Annotated in this window: 14 protein-coding genes and 1 pseudogene; 7 read left to right on the top strand and 8 right to left on the bottom strand. The window is 68.4% G+C overall.

Annotated features, from left to right (window positions below; all coding sequences use genetic code 11):
* Positions 1–170 precede the first annotated feature (170 nt).
* Positions 171–1,057, top strand: a protein-coding gene (locus STRCI_RS41765; protein ID WP_269664788.1) for an IS5 family transposase whose coding sequence is annotated in 2 segments (ribosomal slippage) — positions 171–825 and positions 825–1,057 — 888 coding nt in all. Because the reading frame shifts where the segments join, the coding sequence is not laid out codon by codon here.
* A gap of 15 nt (positions 1,058–1,072) precedes the next feature.
* Here STRCI_RS41765 and STRCI_RS41760 read toward each other — a convergent pair.
* The 6 genes and pseudogenes from STRCI_RS41760 to STRCI_RS41735 form a co-directional block, all read right to left on the bottom strand.
* Positions 1,073–1,372, bottom strand: a complete 300-nt coding sequence (locus STRCI_RS41760; RefSeq protein WP_269664218.1) for a DUF6506 family protein — start codon at positions 1,370–1,372, stop codon at positions 1,073–1,075.
* Between the two features lie 164 nt (positions 1,373–1,536).
* Positions 1,537–1,983: pseudogene (locus STRCI_RS41755) on the bottom strand (CHAT domain-containing protein); the annotation flags it as partial.
* 135 nt (positions 1,984–2,118) lie between these two features.
* Complete coding sequence (locus tag STRCI_RS41750; protein ID WP_269664217.1) at positions 2,119–2,478, bottom strand: hypothetical protein; 360 nt, start codon at positions 2,476–2,478, stop codon at positions 2,119–2,121.
* Positions 2,479–2,551: 73 nt separating this feature from the next.
* The gene (locus tag STRCI_RS41745) at positions 2,552–2,953 is read right to left on the bottom strand and encodes a hypothetical protein (RefSeq protein WP_269664216.1); all 402 of its coding nucleotides are present in this window, start codon (positions 2,951–2,953) and stop codon (positions 2,552–2,554) included.
* 296 nt (positions 2,954–3,249) lie between these two features.
* The gene (locus STRCI_RS41740) at positions 3,250–4,521 is read right to left on the bottom strand and encodes an MFS transporter (protein ID WP_269664215.1); all 1,272 of its coding nucleotides are present in this window, start codon (positions 4,519–4,521) and stop codon (positions 3,250–3,252) included.
* A 400-nt stretch (positions 4,522–4,921) separates the two neighbouring features.
* Positions 4,922–5,596 (bottom strand): NAD(P)H oxidoreductase, encoded by a 675-nt coding sequence (locus tag STRCI_RS41735; protein ID WP_269664214.1) that lies wholly within the window; start codon positions 5,594–5,596, stop codon positions 4,922–4,924.
* Positions 5,597–5,708: 112 nt separating this feature from the next.
* On the opposite strand from STRCI_RS41735, the gene STRCI_RS41730 reads away from it, so the two are divergent.
* The gene (locus tag STRCI_RS41730) at positions 5,709–6,638 is read left to right on the top strand and encodes an AraC family transcriptional regulator (protein WP_269664213.1); all 930 of its coding nucleotides are present in this window, start codon (positions 5,709–5,711) and stop codon (positions 6,636–6,638) included.
* A 210-nt stretch (positions 6,639–6,848) separates the two neighbouring features.
* Here STRCI_RS41730 and STRCI_RS41725 read toward each other — a convergent pair whose 3' ends face one another.
* The gene (locus tag STRCI_RS41725) at positions 6,849–7,238 is read right to left on the bottom strand and encodes a peptidase inhibitor family I36 protein (RefSeq protein ID WP_269664212.1); all 390 of its coding nucleotides are present in this window, start codon (positions 7,236–7,238) and stop codon (positions 6,849–6,851) included.
* Positions 7,239–7,580: 342 nt separating this feature from the next.
* Here STRCI_RS41725 and STRCI_RS41720 point away from each other — a divergent pair, with 342 nt between their 5' ends.
* The 3 genes from STRCI_RS41720 to STRCI_RS41710 all read left to right on the top strand — a co-directional run bounded on the left by STRCI_RS41720 (position 7,581) and on the right by STRCI_RS41710 (position 13,863).
* The gene (locus STRCI_RS41720) at positions 7,581–8,738 is read left to right on the top strand and encodes a hypothetical protein (RefSeq protein WP_269664211.1); all 1,158 of its coding nucleotides are present in this window, start codon (positions 7,581–7,583) and stop codon (positions 8,736–8,738) included.
* 50 nt (positions 8,739–8,788) lie between these two features.
* Positions 8,789–9,910 (top strand): caspase family protein, encoded by a 1,122-nt coding sequence (locus tag STRCI_RS41715; protein WP_269664210.1) that lies wholly within the window; start codon positions 8,789–8,791, stop codon positions 9,908–9,910.
* 2,168 nt (positions 9,911–12,078) lie between these two features.
* Positions 12,079–13,863, top strand: coding sequence for a glycosyltransferase family 2 protein (locus STRCI_RS41710; RefSeq protein WP_418953491.1), 1,785 nt, complete (start codon positions 12,079–12,081; stop codon positions 13,861–13,863).
* A 159-nt stretch (positions 13,864–14,022) separates the two neighbouring features.
* On the opposite strand, the gene STRCI_RS41705 is transcribed toward STRCI_RS41710, so the two are convergent.
* Positions 14,023–15,072, bottom strand: coding sequence for a mechanosensitive ion channel family protein (locus tag STRCI_RS41705; RefSeq protein WP_269664209.1), 1,050 nt, complete (start codon positions 15,070–15,072; stop codon positions 14,023–14,025).
* Positions 15,073–15,670: 598 nt separating this feature from the next.
* On the opposite strand from STRCI_RS41705, the gene STRCI_RS41695 reads away from it, so the two are divergent.
* Together STRCI_RS41695 and STRCI_RS41690 are read left to right on the top strand one after the other, a co-directional pair.
* Complete coding sequence (locus STRCI_RS41695) at positions 15,671–16,258, top strand: TetR/AcrR family transcriptional regulator (protein ID WP_269664208.1); 588 nt, start codon at positions 15,671–15,673, stop codon at positions 16,256–16,258.
* Entirely contained in the window at positions 16,255–16,629 is a 375-nt protein-coding gene (locus tag STRCI_RS41690) for a hypothetical protein (RefSeq protein ID WP_269664207.1), read from the top strand. The genes STRCI_RS41695 and STRCI_RS41690 overlap by 4 nt, the downstream gene beginning before the upstream one ends.
* Positions 16,630–16,702 lie beyond the last annotated feature (73 nt).

The following is a 16,702-nucleotide window of genomic DNA, read 5'->3' as shown; positions in this document are numbered from 1 at the left end:
TCCCGGCCGCGCACACGGCCCGCACCGGTTCGGCGTCCCGCACCGGACGCCGGCACCCGAGAGCATCATCACCGCCCCAGTGATCCCACATCCGAAACGACCCGCCGCCCGCCCGCGGACCCCCCGGATACGCGATGGTGCTGTCCCGGGTTCAAGTCGTTGGCATGTTCATGGGGCGGGGAGATCTCACGAATGAGGAATGGTTGCGGCTGAAGCAGCATCTGCGGAAGTGCGGGCAGCGGGGCGGGCGTTGGGAGAGTCATCGCAGGGTGATCAACGGGGTTCTCTTCCGACAGCGCACCGGGGTGCCGTGGCGGGATCTGCCTGCGCGTTTCGGCAAGTGGAAGACTGTGTACGAGCGGCACAGGCGCTGGTCTGCGGACGGCATGTGGGACAGGATCTTCAAGGCCGTCCTGGCCGACGCGGACGCGACGGGCTGCATCGACTGGTCGATGGTCAGCGCGGATTCAACGTCCTGCCGCGCTCACCAGAACACCGCCGGAGCACGCAAGAAGCCACCCCGGGTTCCGGGAAGACGAACGCCCCGGCAGCACCGCCCCGATGAGGGGCTCGGACGCTCCCGGGGCGGGCTGACCTGCAGGATTCATCTGCTCGGTGAGGGGAGTTGCCGGCCTCTCGCCTTCCTCATCACGCCGGGCCAGTGGGGCGACGCACCGCAGCTCGTTCCCGTGATGGAGCGTGTCCGTGTCGCCCGCCCGGACGGTGGGCGCCCCCGGACCCGGCCCGATCATCTCGGCGGTGACAAGGCGTACTCATCCCGGCGGAACCGCCGCTACCTGCGCCGACGCCAGATCAAGCACACCATCCCGAACCGAAGAACCAGCGGGCCAACCGCCAGCTCCGCGGCAGCAGGGGCGGCCAGCCCACCGGCTTCGACACGACGATCTACAAGTGCAGGAACGAAGTGGAACGCACCATCAACGCGCTCAAGAACTCCCGGGCGGTCGCGACGAGATACGACAAGAGGGCCTACATCTTTCACGGCACCGTCACCGTCGCAGCCATTCGGCTCTGGCTCCGGTCCCTATCGGGGTGAAGGAGCTGGCACCCGTCACGAGAAAATCGCGTGCACCTGATCGACCGCTTCGGGTCCGTAGCCAACCGTGCCCACGGGGACTGCGCCGTTGATCGCCTCGATCACACGCCCGGCCCATACCGGCCCGAATCCCCCGCACAGTTCAATCAGCTGCACGCCCTCGCCCACCAGGCGGCGCGCGGCCTCGATGCCCTCCTCGGGCTTCTCCACCCCGACGAACACACTGCGGCACGTACCCGTGTCCACGACGCTGACATCGCCACCTGCCGCGCTGCCGTCCGCCGTGTAGATGAACCCCCAGTGTGTGAGCGCCATACGTATCGACCTCCTGTGATCGTCAGAGCCACCAGCCAAGCAGAGCCAGGACGGGAATGGCCTGGAACGGAGACAAGCCGTGAGTGATCTACGCCGCACTCCGGATGCCCGCACCGTCCGAGTACAGCAACACGGCCCGCTAGCGCATGATCCGCCGACAGCTCCTAGGTAACAGGTCGGGTCTTTCCGAAGCCGAACAAGACGAACCCGGCCCATTCGCGCGGTGGACGGCCTGCGGCGATCCGGTCGAGCGCGGCCCGGCGAACGGCCTCTGCTACATCGGTGTGGGCCAGATGCCGGTAGAACGCGGCAGCGAAACGACTCGCCGCACCGTCCGCGATCGGCCAGGAGGTACCGAGCACATTGGCGGCACCGGCCTCCATGAATGCTGGGACGAGACCGTACAGCTCGTCTCCCGGCCCAAACCGGTAGGTCGCCCCGTTGCAGACGTTGAGGTAGACGAGGTCGTAACCGCGCAGCGGAAGCTCGCGGACCCGGGCACTGGTGAGCTCGGGACCGGCCAGCTGGACAGCGTGGCCGTGCAAAGCGTGGGCACTTGGGAACTCGCCGTGGGAGGCGATGTGCAGTACCCGGGCCCGCTCTGCGTGTGCCGCGAGTGCTTTACGCCGCCGACCTCGTCTTCCACGTCACCCCCGCGCCGGCCACCTGACGCGTCCGCCCTGCGGGGAACAGTGCGGGCGGCGGCTCGCCTTCCGGCCGCGCCGCGCTGCACTGGTGCCAGGTGCTCAGTCCTGTCGCCAGTCCCCGGTGATGTGGGTGTTGTCGACGCCGGAGAGGAAGTAGAAGTAGTACTCGCCTCCGCTGAGTTGGTACTGGGGGATGGCGCGGCCGTGGCAGGGGATCCTCAGCACGTTCCCGACCTTCCGATCGACGCCCCAGGTGACGTGGTAGAGCTGGGCTCCGACGAAGTCGCCGTCGCAGCTGGCGTCGAGGATGATCCGGTGCTCGCCGGCCGCGAGGTCCGCCTTCGGTGAGGTCCCGTGGACGTTGAACCAGATGCTGAAGCTGGGTGCGGCCGCTGACGGGGGCACTGCCGCCGATGCGCCGGGGGCGCTGGCGAGGGTGAGGGTGAGAGCCGTGGTCATGGCCACGAGGAGAGCACGCATGGGGGACCTTTCCGGGGGTGCGAGGAGAGGGAGAGGGGCGACGTGCCCGTGGTCATGCGCCTTCGGCGATGACGCGGGTGCTGTCGACTCCGGAGAGGAAGTAGAAGTAGTACCAGCCGCCCTGCAGGTTGTAGGTGACGTCCCTTGACCCCCCGCAGGGGATGAGGAACGCGGAGCCGACCTTCTTGTCCACTCCCAGCGCGGCGTGGTAGAGCTGGCCACCCACCGAGCCGCCGCCGTCACAGTCGGCGGTCAGCGTGTACCAGTGGTTGCCCACCGTAAGGTTCTTCTTGGGTGAGTAACCGAACTGGTTGAACCAGATGTCGAACACGGGCGCCGCCCGGCCCGACGGGACGGTGCCTTCCGTCAGGGGCGAGGGTGTCGCCGTGGCGGGGGAGGATGCGGCGAACAGCAGGGCGACGAGTGCGGTGCAGCCCGCGAGGAACCGTGACATGTTGATCAACGTAGGCGCGGTGCTGCCCCGGTACCCCCACGGCACAGGGGCGCGCGGGCGCTTTCACGGGGCGTGACCGGCGCACTCATCGGTCCTGCCGGGCTGCCCCTCGTCGACGGGGCGTTGTCAGTGGTGTCCCCTACCGTTCTCGACATAGCGACGGCCTATCTGGAGCTGCCGCAGAACGGCGGTGCGGGGGTCGAGACGATGACAGCTCCGTCGCCGACTGGGAGCGACATATCAACGAACAACGCCTCTGCCATCAGGATGGGGCATTGCTCTCGAGATGGTCCGTTTCAGGATGCCTTCTGCTCGGCAGGCTTCTCGATCTCAGTGGTCACCCGTGCCCCTCGGAAGAGCACCGGGAGCCACAGGAGACATGCCAGCAGCGGGACGACGGCGTAAGTGGCCATGCCCACACTGGAGCCCAGTCCGTCCATGAGCGTGCCGAGGACGAGGTAACCGATGCCGATGAGCGCCGACTCCACGAATGCGATCATCGACAGCAGGCTCGCCCGGTGGCGCGACGGCACAGCCTCATTGAACACGTTGTCCACGATCACGGCGGTGATCTCGGGAATCCCGACCAGGGCCAGGAACACGGCGATAGTGACCCAGACAAGGCCGAGGCCGGTCAGGCCGAGTGCCGCGGCGAGTGTCAGGAGAGACACCGGGACGATGACCCGATACCCGACGCGCCGGTCCGCGCGGTTCGACAGCAGCGGAGTGAGCCCGCCGACGAAGAATCCCGCCGATATGACCACGCTGACCAATGCGGTGCCCGCTCCCTGATCGGAGAGGGTCTTCTGCGTGAAGATGATGTACGGAGTCAAAGTCGCATGCATCAAGCCGGACACCACGACCAGCGTCACGAGCGCCGGCGTGGCGACCCGAAGCATCGCCCGCCATGCTGTCGTGTCGCCGTGCTTCTCCTCGGCTCCGTCCTGCTCGTCCACCGCGTCCGCGCCGCGGATCTCGGGCACCCGTGACATCAGCACCACCACGGCCAGGACGAGGCACGCCGCCGAACCGACGTAGACGACTCCCCAGGAAATCTGCTGCAGTTGGCCGCCGAGGACGATGGCGGCTCCCGAGGTGACCGTCCCGAGCATGGTGAACCGGGACTTGATCCTGACGTAGCCGGCCGTTGCACCACGACGCACGAGCAGGTCGTACAGCAGGGCGGTGTCCGAACCGGACACGCATGCCATGCCCACGCCCTGCCCGATGAACAGCGCCAGGAACAGCCAGTAGTTGGAAAACGCCGCCTGGCCGAGCAGACATCCAGCGATCAGCACCTGGCCGATGACGATGCTGGCACGCCTGCCGATTCGGTCGGCTATGACTCCCGTCGGCAACTCGGCAAGCCCGCTGACCAGGTACAGCAGTGTCTGAAGCAGGGCCACTTGCCCGGCGGAGAAGCCTCGCTGATAGAGGAAGAGGACGAATACGCCGCGCTGGAACAGCGAGTTGGCGAGCACGGCATAGACGTAGAATGGGCGCGTGACACTTCGTGCTGCATCGTCGGCTGCAGCCGACCCGCTAGGGGCCTGCGTGGTGCCGGTCACGCTGCGGGCTCCCTGGTGACTCCGGTGATCACGAGAGTGTCCTGTGCCTGCTGTTGCATCTTCCCCTATCCCTGCCGTGCTGGAGAACCTGGGTCCGCTGGACGGGGGCCAAGACCACACGAGCCGTCGCCATGCTCGGCATCCCCAACAGCCACACTAATCAAGGACCTTGAAACCGCCCTGGGGATTTACAGCACGCCGGACGCAGCCTGGTTTACTCGCTGGCAGCACAGATCCGGCGTTCCCCTCTCACGTCAGCCGGGCACATGGCCGGGTTCACCCCGTCCGGCTTGTGCGGGCGGGCACTCGCGGTGCGGCGACGCGACCGAGTCGCCGTCCGCGCCAGGCGCTTTGGGCTGACGGGCGGGACCGCCGGTCAGCCCAAAGCGCCCAGGCGTCGTCAGACCGCGAGCGGTTCGTGCACGAGGAACTTTTCCACGAAGTCCAGTGTCCGACGGTCGAATTCGGCGTACTGCGATTGCCGGTCAGCGCCGACGACCGCGTCGCCGACGTGCAGATTGCCCTGGGCGTCGACGCGCTGCGGTCGCTCTTCCGCGTCGAGGAGCAGGCCCACACTTGAGTGGGAGAAGCCGCAGTAGCTGGCGATGCCCTCGCTCAGGTTGGCCTCAAGGACGGACTGCATTCCCTCGGCGATGGGATCGTCGGCGGTGGCGCCGGCCAGGCCGAGCCACAGCATGCGCTTGCCGGCCAAACGCGGCTTGCTACGGCCGTAGGCGAACCCGTAGTTCCACACGCGGTCGATCCATCCCTTGAGGACAGCGGGCACGCTTTGCCAGTACACAGGGAAGACGGCGACAACTACATCTGCGTCGAGGATGCGCCGCATATGGGCGTGCACCTCTTCCGAATACGCCTTCTCCCGATCGCCCCAGTCCGGCTGGTCCTCCACATTCATCCGAGGGTCGAATCCCTCGGCGTGCAGGTCGAGCAAGTCGATGCGATATCCGGCCGCCTGCAGCCGGGCGGCCGCACGGCGGGCGGTGTGTGCGGTGAGGGAATCGCTGCGATGGTGCGCGACGACCACGAGGGCTGTTTTGGCGCTGTGCTGCTGCACGGTGTCTCCCGACGGGGCTGGATGTCTTCGGTGACTCCAGTACAACGGCGACCGCGTAGATGATCCATGGGAGAAAGTCTCCAAGCCATAGGAGGTCGTCTACGATTGGCTGATGGATCCGTTGAGTTCGCTACTGAGCGGCATCCGGGCCGAGGGCTCGGTCGTCAGCCATGCCGTCCTCCACGCGGCGTGGAGCATCCGCTTCACCGACGGCGCACCGCTGACCATGGTCACCGTGCTGCGCGGGGGCGGCACCCTGCTGTTGCCCGACGGCAGCGAGCGGGTGATCGCCGCGGGCGACACGGCCATCGTGCGCGGCCCCGCGCCGTTCCGCCTCATGGACCAGCCCGCCACGGTCGGGCACCCCCACGCCGAGTATGAGATCAACTGCTTCACCGCAGAAGCCTCGTGCTCGGACCAGGAACTCGCCGGCATCCATTGGGGCACCGACCCGGGCGGAGCCACGGCACTCATCGTGGGTGCCTACCGCGCCACTGGCCATCGCCACGAACGGCTCCTGCGCGCGCTGCCACCAATCCTGGTCGTCACCGAGGACGCCGACGTCTGCGCCTGGCTGGAGAGCTCCGCCGCCGACGCCGCCCGGTTCTCCTCCGGTTCGCAGGCGCTGATGGACCGGCTCCTCGACTGGGCACTGGTGTGCACGCTGCGCACCTGGTTCGACCGGGCCGGCGCCGACGCTCCGAGCTGGTATCGCGGCTTCGCCGACCCGGTCCTCGCGCCCGCCCTGCGCGCATTCCACGGCCGACCCGCCGAGACCTGGACGGTCGCGTCGCTGGCTGCGCAAGCAGGCGTCTCCCGGGCGCTGTTCGCAAGGCGCTTCACCCAACTGATGGGCCGCCCGCCCCTTGCCTATCTCACCGAATGCCGCATGGACGAGGCCGGGACGCTCCTGGCCGACACGGATCTCAGCATCGCCCAGATCGCGAAGACCATCGGCTACGCCGACGCCTTCGGCTTCAGCGCCGCCTTCAAACGCCACACAGGCCAGAGCCCCAGCAAGTTCCGCGCTGCGGCGGCGTGACCCGCGACGCGCGGGCCCAAGTGATCAACTTGTCCCACCGTTCGACACTGGACGCGAGCAGATGGAGGACTCGTTTGGAGACCTCGAAGCGAGCCTCGACGCCTCTGTGGCGGACGTGTCGACCGCGGCCCCCTGATCGCCCCGGAATATACGCCGCAGCCCCGGTCTGGAAAGGCTCCAGAGCGGGGCTGGCGTGCGTGACGTGACGGCCTACCAGCCGGGCGGCGTGAGGCCCCCGGTGCAGACTGTCCCCCGGGAACCGAACTTGCTGCCCGCGTTGGAGCTGAAGCCGCCGGCGCGGATCCTGCCGTCGTACAGGTACACGGAACCGGTCCAGGTGTAGACGTCGACCGGCACCGGCAGGTTGTTCACATACGACCCGATGCCGTCGCTGAACCCGTTCCAGTCGGTCAGGCTGAAGCAGGCCTTCGTGCTGGTGCTCGTGATGTCGAGGTGGGCGTAGTTGGGATCGTCGTAGAGGCACAGCTTGCCCGACGGGCAGCCACCCACCGCCGCCGCGGACGGCGCAGTCGCCGCCATGCCGCTTACGGCCATGCTTCCAACGAGCGCAACCGTCGCCAGCTTGCCCTTGAAGTTCACCCATGCCTCCTGGTTCGGATACGCACCGTGCGGTCTCGCGCGGCGACAGGAGTCTCGCCCTTCGTAACCTTCCTTTCCACGTATCGAAATTGCAGACAATGAACTGCACCGTACGACGGCGCCCGGCCCCACCTGACCACCACCACCGGGCTGAGCGACCAGATCCTCGCAAGAGGGGCGTGCCGGGTGCCCGGATGGTGTACTGATGGTTCGTCAACGCATGGCCTGATCCGTCGCGTTGATCTACACAGGGGGAGCGGTCGGTTGCCAGTCGTCCACGTTCACGGTGTCGCCACGCGTACCGACGAAGCGTATGAACGGCAGCAGGTCCAGCGAACGGCGTTGTACCGCGCCTTCCTCGGTGCGGCACTGTGCGCCGCGCCGTCCCGGCTCAACCTCGTCACCCCCTACTGGGGTTCGTCCGCGGCCCACTTCGCCTGGCGGCACGCCTCGCTTCCGCGTGACAGCTCCGCGGAGTCGTTCGGCGGCGTCGACGGCCTCGTGGCCGAGGCCATGGGCGCCCACGACCTCACCGACACGCACGCCGATGCCCCGCTCACGGCTCTGGCGCGCGAGTCGCTCGCCGACGCGATCGATCTGCTGTGGGCCGTGGGCATGGACGACGCCGATGAGCCGGACGCCTCCGTCCTCGCCGGCCTGGCGGTCCCGGCGATGGAGCTGGACGACGGCCGGGCGGGCAGGACTACGGCGGACATGGACGACGACGAGCTGCTCGAGTGGCTGCTGGGCGCCGCGCCCACCACGCGGGCCCGCGCCGGAAGCGAGCCGGTTTCGCGTCCCGTCGAACGGTTCGGAACCAGCCACGCGCCGCAGGAACGCAGGGCGTTGTGGCGGCTGCAGGAGGCCGTCTCCCGGATCGGGTACTCCGTGGCGCGCGGCGGCAGTACGGCAGCCGTCGCCTTGTGGCGCAACTCCTGGCACGCACGCAGCTCGGTCTTCCTGGGCGACGTGCTCACCTACCTCCGCCAGCGCGAACAGGCGGGAGCTGACGCTCCGATCGCCGAGTTGATCGGCTCGGCATTGGCCGAAGGAGCCGCGTTGCGCAGCGCGGACGATCCCGCTCTGGTGGTCGTGGCCCACAGCATGGGCGGCAACATCGTCTACGACTTGTTGTCGCATCTGCGGCCCGACTTGGCGTGCGACGCCCTGGTGACGGTCGGCTCACAGGTCGGTGTGTTCGCCGAGCTCGGTCTCCTTCCGGCTGTTGCCGCTCCCGGCGATCCGTCGGTGGAGCGGGTGCCCGCTCTGCCGAACGTGGGCCATTGGATCAACGTGTACGACCCGGACGACCCCCTGGCCTTCGTCACCTCCAAGATCTTCGAAGGCAGCGAGGACTTCCGGTACTCCACCGGACGCGGGTTGAGGGCCTCGCACTCGGCCTATTTGCGCCGGCCCAGTTTCCATCACCGGCTCGCCGAACGCCTGCGCGCGTGCCACCTGCCGACCGCGGACGTGGCCGCGGGCACGCTCCAGGAGTGATGCGGGTGTTCTTCGAGCAGCCCGGCACCGGACCGGGCATCCACGCCCTGGTGATCGGCGTCGGCGGCTACCCTCACCTGGCATCCGGGGCGCGAGCCCGCGGGCGCGTGCCGCGCTTGCTCCGGGGCCTGGGGCCGCTCACGTCCCCGCCACGCTCCGCTCTCGCGTTCGCCCGCCATCTCGTGGACGGCACTGACGGGATCTGGCAGACGCCGCTGCGCAGTGTCGACGTACTCCTGAGCTGGGCGGCCGATGACACGGACGGGCTCGGACAAGCGGCCTCAGTACAGGCGTCGCCGGCCGGGCTGGACGATATCCGCGAAGCGTTCGAGCGGTGGACCGCCTCTTGTTCCACGGATCCCGACAACGTGGGCATCCTCTACTTCTGCGGTCATGGCCTGCAGTCCGACGGGCAGATCCTGCTGGCTGACGACATCAACCGCTTCGCCGAGTCGCCCTTCGCCCAGGCCTTCGACTTCGACAGGACGCGCCTGGCGCTCCAACAGCGCGGTCCCCGCACGCAGTTCTTCGTGATCGACGCCTGCCGGGTCGGAGGATCGGGCGACGAGCCGCCTGCGGTGCTCGCCCTCGCGGACCGCACCGTGTTCGGGCTCAGCGTGCGCCAGAATGAACTCACCGTGCGCATGCCGCCCTACTCCGAAGCAACCGGCTACCCGGAGCAGGTGTCCCACCTGACCAGCGCGCTGATCAAGGCGCTCGACGGCCAGGCGGCCGAGACCGATGACGCCGGAGAATGGGTGGTCCGCATGGAGGGCATATCAGGAGCGATCAACACCCTCCTCATGCGGGAGCTCGGCGTGGAAGCCCTGGATCAGGGAGTGGAGACCACCATCGTGGGCGATGCGGTCCTGTACCGGCTGCACGAGGCACCCGCGGCCCGGCTCACCGTGCGCTGTCTGCCACCTGAGGCAGCGTCCCGCACGAAGCTCACCTGCGTTCCCCACGAACCGCCCGACAGCCCCCACATCCACGGCGGGCAACCGGTCGACGCACGCCCCACGGCGGACGGCGAGCGCATCCGCCAGTGGGAACTGCACTTACGCGCCGGTGTGTACACGGTGCGTGCCGCCTGTGACGAGGCCGCCGCCGTATCCCGATGCCTGCCCGTGTGGCCGCCCCACTCCCGGACGAGCCTGCGGGTCGCACCGTGAGCGAACGATCGGCGGTGATCCTGCGCCCCTCCGCCACTCCCCTGGTCGCGATTCCGGTCTGTTACCGCATCGTCGACATGCGTCTGCGCACCGTCGAGGAAGGCGTCCTGCTCCTGGGTGCATCCCTGTCGATCCGTCTGCCTCCCGGTGAATACGCCGTACGTCTGCTCCTGCCGTCGGGCTCGGAGGCGGGCAGTGACTACGTCCGGATCGGCGGCCTCGACGGCGAGCGCCCCGATGCCGCGGCGCCCCAGGTCCTGGAGTACCGCGTAAACCCGGACGAACGGTATTTCGGGCTTGTCCACGGGCCCGGGGCGGTATCGCAACAGCCGCTGCCCTGGACGGCGTTCCGGCCCGCGGTCGCGCTGGCACCCTGGGCACGTCTGTGGGAGCGGCGCGACGGACTGTGGAGGGTTTCGGCACACTCGCCCTCGTCCCTCACCAGCTCCGCAACGCGTACCTCCGTCTCATACGGCCAACTGCCCTCGACCGTCCATCTGCTCCAGGTGGGCAGCGCCCACACACCTTGGCGGTTCCTCCGGCTGCCGACCGGGCAGCGGGTCGATGTCACCGTCCAGCCGGCCGGTCCCTCGACGCCACGGCTCCAGGTCGCCGTGGTCGGACAGGATCACGGTGCGCATGCCCTGCTGGGCTACCTCTCTCAGGGCGCCCGCCGTCAAGCCGACCTGCTGGCCCGCCATCTCGCCCGCGACGACCTGACCTGGACCTCTCCCCTGCGCTGGGCGGCGATCGGCTACCACCTGCTGCGCACACCGGGGTCCGGACTCTCCGACGATCTCTTCCCCCATGTCCTGTCGGCCCGTGCTCATCACCCGCAGGACACCGACCTTGCCGTGATCTCGGCCTGGCACCTGCTGGAGCGCATGCGGTCCGGTGCCGTCGAACCCTCAATGGAAGCGGTGGCCAACGCGTTCCTGGCCGCCGTACGCACCCTTCCCGCCTGTACCGAAGGGCTGCGCCTGCTCACCGACGGCCTGCGGCTCCTGGACGGCCCCGGGCATCAGGCGTCCATCCTCCATGACACCCTGGCCCACTGCAGCCGCTACCTCGCCGCCACCGACGCCTCCTCGCCCCTGCTGGCATTCCACGGGGAACACCCCGAGGCTCCCGGGCCCGCTGTCGCCGGACCCTCGGTCACACCTGACGGCGCATTCCTCCTCGTTCACCCCCTCTACACCGGGCCCGTCCCGCTCGACGCCACGGCAGCACCGCGCGAGCGGCGCGCCTCCACGCCGGGCGAGGACGTCCGCACCCTCCTCTCGCGCCTCCCGACCTGGCGCCTTCGCTCCGCGGAATGGGACGAGGTGATCGATGCCCTCCAGGAGTGTGCCAGTGCGGTCGGCGGCGTGCGGGCCGCAGATCTCCCCGGCTTGGTCGGGGAGCGTGCGCTGACTCCGTCTTCCGCGGAGGAGTTGCTCGCCTCAGCCACACGGCGACTGAGGGTCTGCGCCGCCGCCCAGCGGACAGCCCCGGGGCATGCCGTGCCCGCCCCCGCAGCCGTACGGACCCAAGCGCACGAGATCCTCGCCGCGCTCGACGGTGCGTCGGTTCAGGAACCGGAGGCGGAACCCGCTGCCGCAGGCACCGACGTTGCCGCACCCGCCGACTCTTCCGGCGGGGAACAGCAGCGCGATCCCGCCACCGTCAACGCCGAAAGCGCCGAACTGGTCAACAGCGCCCACGACACGAGGGACCCTGATCTCCTGCACGCCAGCATCGACATGCTGCGTGGGCTCCAGCACAGCCTGGAGCAGGATGACCCGGTCCGGCCGGTGGTCCTGGTCAATCTCGGCCATGCCTTGCAGGAGCTGTACCGGTGGACGCGGACCAAGGCGCTGATCGAGGAGGCCGTGGAGTGCGTCGCGGAGGCGGTCGCCCTGACCCCGGTCGACGACCCGGCGCTGGACCGCAGGCGAGCCGACCTTGAAGCAATGCGGGCGGTGCTGCGCGTCGGACTCACCGGGAAGCCCCCCGAGTCGGCGCCCCGCACGAGCACCGCTGTCGGCGGCACCCTGGAGCTGACGTTCCAGAGCCCTCGGCACCCGACGCGGCCCGCCCGTAGTCGGCGACCGGCGCCTGGCGGTGGCCGTCCCGCACCCCCCAAGCCGTCAGGTCCCCTGCCGCCGGACCCCGACACCCCACGGCCCATTCCGCCCGCGTCCGACGACTCCGACCAGCACTGGGCGGAAGCGCAGAAGACCTGGCGTTCCCTGTTCCGCCCCCCACTGCGCCCGCTGCCCCGCTACGACTACGAGCATTACAGCCGCTTGGCCGGCCCCCTGACCCAGCCCAGCGCGGGCATCCCCTACCGGGTGCGCCACCGCTCCCTGTTGTCCGCCGAACCCCACCGGGTCAGAACCGCGCTGGCGCTCGCACTGGTGCCTCTGATCTCGCTGTGCACCCTGCTGTGGCTGCTTCAGCCCTCCCACTGGCAGCACCAGCCGACGCTGTGGATCGTCATGCTGGGCTGCGTCGGTGCCATCGAAGGCGCCCGGCTGACGAGCGTGCTCTCCTGCGCCCACGCCACCCTGTTCGCCCAGGATCCCATTCCCGTGGTGCCCGAGACCGGGACACGGGTCGCCTTCCTCACGACCTTCGTGCCCGGCAAAGAACCTCTGGAGATGCTGAGCAACACACTGCGCGCGGCAGTCCGGATTCGGCACCGGGGCCTGATGCACGTCTGGGTCCTGGACGAGGGGAACGATCCGGAAGTGCGGGCGCTCTGCGATCAGTTGGGGGTGCACCACTTCTCCCGCAAGGGCGTGGCCAAGTGGAACACCACCCGAGGTGTGCACAGAGCCAAGACCAAACACGGCAACTACAACGCATGGCTCGACGCGCAAGGACGGGACTACGACTTCATCGCCGCCGTCGACACCGACCATGTGCCCTTCCCCAACTTCCTGGAACGCACCCTCGGCTACTTCCGCGACCCTGACACCGCCTTCGTCGTCAGCCCTCAGGTCTACGGCAACTACGACAGTGTCGTCACGAAGATGGCGGAGAGTCAGCAGTTCATGTTCCACGCGCTGATCCAGCGCGTCGGCAACCGGCACGGATCACCCATGCTCGTCGGGACGAACCTCGCAGTGCGCACCACGGCACTGCTCCAGGTCGGAGGATTTCAGGACTCCATCACGGAGGACATGCTCACCGGGCTCGCCATCCACCAGCGGCGCCACCCCGTGACCGGCCGCCATTGGCGCTCCGTGTACACGCCCGACGTGCTCGCCGTCGGCGAGGGCCCGTCGGCCTGGACGGACTTCGTGACCCAGCAACTGCGGTGGAGCCGCGGCACCTACGAGACCCTGCTCAAGGACTTCTGGAAGGCCCCGTTCAAACTCCGCCTGCCCAGTCTGGTCAACTACTTCTTCCTGCTCTCCTGGTACCCCCTGCTGGCGATCTCCTGGATCCTGGGCGGGGTGTCACTGGCCCTCTACTTCGTGGGAGGAGCGAGCGGGGGTGACATCGATCCCGTCGTATGGGCCGTGCTGTACGGCAACGCCGTCGCCCTGCAAGTGGCGCTCTACATCTGGAACCGGCGCCACAACGTCAGCCCTCACGAACCGGTCGGGTCCTCAGGCCTCGCCGGCATGGCGATGACCCTCATCATCGCCCCCGTGTACACCCGCAGCTTCACGGACGCCTTGCTGCGCCGCAAGAGCAGGTTCTTTGTGACACCGAAGGGCTCTTCCGCCTCCCCCGACCGGTTCTTCGGCACCTTCCGGATCCACCTGTTCTGGGCGGTGACGGTCACCGGCCTCGCCGCCTACGGGATCGCGGCGCACCACACCCATCCGGCCATGCTCGTCTGGGCCACCCTGACGGTCGCCGCCAGCCTGACGCCGGTGGTCCTGTGGCAACGCGAGATGCGCAAACAGCGTCGGGAGTGGGGCTTTCGGCGCGACGCATTGGCCAATCCGCCCAGCTGACAGGGTGGCAGGCCGGTCAACCCGGCTGTCCATGGGGCTGGGCTCGGCACCGTCCCGGACACCGGCCGTGACGCGGACGGTGCCGCGTAGCGGTATCGGGTTCCCGTCAAGGAGCGCACCGGTTTCGCAGTGCGGCGCCATCAACCGGAGGTACGGGCCTTACGGGCGCCGCGGACTTGATCCGGTCGCATTCACCGGGGAGCGCTTCTCGTCCTCGTTGCGCAGCCAGATGGAACGCTGGGGGAAGGGCAGCCCGATGCCTGCGGTGTCGAAGGCGTTCTTGACGCGGTGGCGCAGTTCGCGGGTGACGGCCCACTGCTTGAGAGGAACGGTCTTGACTGCGATGCGGACGACCACGCCGTCGGCGTCGAGGGACTGCACGCCCCACACGGCGGGGTCCTCCAGGAGGATGTCGGCGAAAGCGGGGTCCTCGCGCATCGCGTGACCCGTTTCCTCCAGGACCCGGTAGACGACATCGAGGTGTGAGTCGTAGGCGACGGACACATCCAGGACGGCGCGGGCCCATTCCTGGCTGTCGTTGCGCACACGGAGGATCTCACCGTTGCGGATGTGCCAGAGGCCGCCGTTGAGGTCTCGGACCTGGGTCAGGCGCAGCCCCACCTGTTCGACCTCGCCCACGGCTTCGCCCAGGTCCACGGAGTCTCCGATGCCGTACTGGTCCTCGACCATGATGAGCATCCCGGACAGGTAGTCGGCGACCAGGCTCTGCGCGCCGAAGCCGATGGCGAGCCCGACGACTCCCGCGCTGGCGAGCAGGGGGCCAAGGGCGATTCCGATCTGTTCCAGGATCATGGCCAGCCCGGTGACCGCGATGACGATCGTGACGATGCTGCTGAGGACCGAGCCGATGGTGCGGGCCCGTTGCTGGCGGCGCTCGCTGGCTCGGCTGCTGTCGCGCTGCAGCACGAGTGGGCCACGGGTGCTGCGGCGCTCCGCGCCGTCCAGGCCGGCCGGTTCCAGGATGCGCTGCACCACGCGTGTGATGGCCCGTTTGGCGATCATCCGCACCAGGGCCGCAATCACAATGATCAACGCGATCCGCAGGGGTATACCGATCAGCATGTCCGCATTACCCATGAGCCAGTCGGGCAAGGCATCGACCTGGCTGGTCAGGCTGGTCAGGCTGGTCAGGGTGACCGACGCGGGCGGATCCAGGGACGCCAGGAGGAAGGACGAAGAGGACGACAAAGGGGTTCTCCAAAGCACAGTCGTTCGAGCATGCCCTCTGCCCAGCGGGCCGGCCAGCACGGGCACTGAAAGAACCTCGGATGGTTCCTCCCGCCTCCTCACCCCGTGAACCGGCCCCATGTCCGGGGTAGCTGGATCTCCACGCCGGCGTCGCAGGCACCTCACAACCGTGTGCGGACCGAACCTGCTGGGCGCCCTGGGCACCGGCGGGCCTCACGTCTCCAGCGGATCGGCCACCGAGTACACGTCGTTCGAAGAACTGCTCGACGCTCAGGGCCCCGCCCGCATCAACCCGGCATATTCCCGTGAACAGCAACTTGCCGACATTCCGCGAGATCTACCCCGCCCAGAAAGAAGCCCAAGGCGCACCACCATCACCGTCTCGACCTCCTCCCACCAAGGGCGCCAAGAAGGCTGTCATGCAACCCCGTTGACATCGACGAGGCCCGGCGACACCTGACGCGCAAGCAAGTGGGCCGCCCCTCGTACTGTTGGGCGGCCCGGCATGAACATGCCCTCCACCCCCGGCCAACACCGGACCTGCCGATCCCGAGCCCTCATATTCCATACGGGTCGACTCGTATGGTAATTATGGAGTATGACTTCCTTCCCTGCAGAGCGAGGGCGCCCCAGAGACGAGCGGTCCAGCGCCGCGATCATCAAGGCGACCGCCGAACTGGTCGTGGAGAGCGGCTACGCGGCGATGTCCATCGGCGCCGTCGCCGCACGAGCCAGCGTCGGCAAGGACACCATCTACCGCCGCTGGTCCGGCAAGCCGGAGCTGGTCTACGAGGCGGTCTTCACCACGACCGACACAGCCGACCTGCCCGACACGGGGACCCTGCAAGGCGACCTCACCGCACTGGTGCAGTCCCTGATCGATGAGTTCTCCGCACCCCAGGCCGCAGCCGCCCTGCCCGGCCTGCTCGCCGACTTCGCCGCCACGCCAGACCTCCGCGCAACGATCCGCTCCCGGTTCCTCAAGCCCGCCAAGGAACGACTCACCGAAGTCTTCGACCGGGCGCAGCAGCGCGGCGAGGCCGGCGCAGACCTACCGGTCGACCTCGTACTCGACACCCTGGCCGGGGCGGTCTTCTTCCACCTGGGAATCATCGGCGAACGTCCCGCACCGGATCTTGCCCGGCGTATCGCCGCGATGATCGCACGCGGAATAGAGGCCCGATGAATGGCTGGCTGCTCACCGCAGGCATCATCGCCGCGGCAACCACACTCATCCACGCCACCGTCGGCGGACAGTCGGTCGTACGCCCCCTTCTGGGCAGCAAGATGACCGCCGAACCCAAGCGCACCCTGCACGTCGTTTGGCACATGGTCACCGCCGACCTGCTTATCAGCTCCATCGCCCTGCTCGCCCTTGCCTTCACCACCCAACCCAGCACGCCACTCGTCGTGTTCATCGCCGCCCAATACCTCGCCTACGCCCTGGTGTTCCTGATCGTCACACTCACCGCCGACTGGCCCAGACCGCTCCTCCAGCTCCCCCAATGGATGCTGCTGCTACCCGTCGCGGTCCTCACCCTCCTCAGCACCATGTGAACCCAGCACCCGCACCCGACCGACACCCCGCCGGGCTGGCGACGATCTCAGAGCGAGGCGACAGCTTCACTTC

This window comes from Streptomyces cinnabarinus, assembly GCF_027270315.1.
GTDB classification, from domain to species: domain Bacteria; phylum Actinomycetota; class Actinomycetes; order Streptomycetales; family Streptomycetaceae; genus Streptomyces; species Streptomyces cinnabarinus.
Note: the sequence above shows the minus strand (reverse complement) of the source record. Positions and strands in the feature narration are given on the sequence as shown.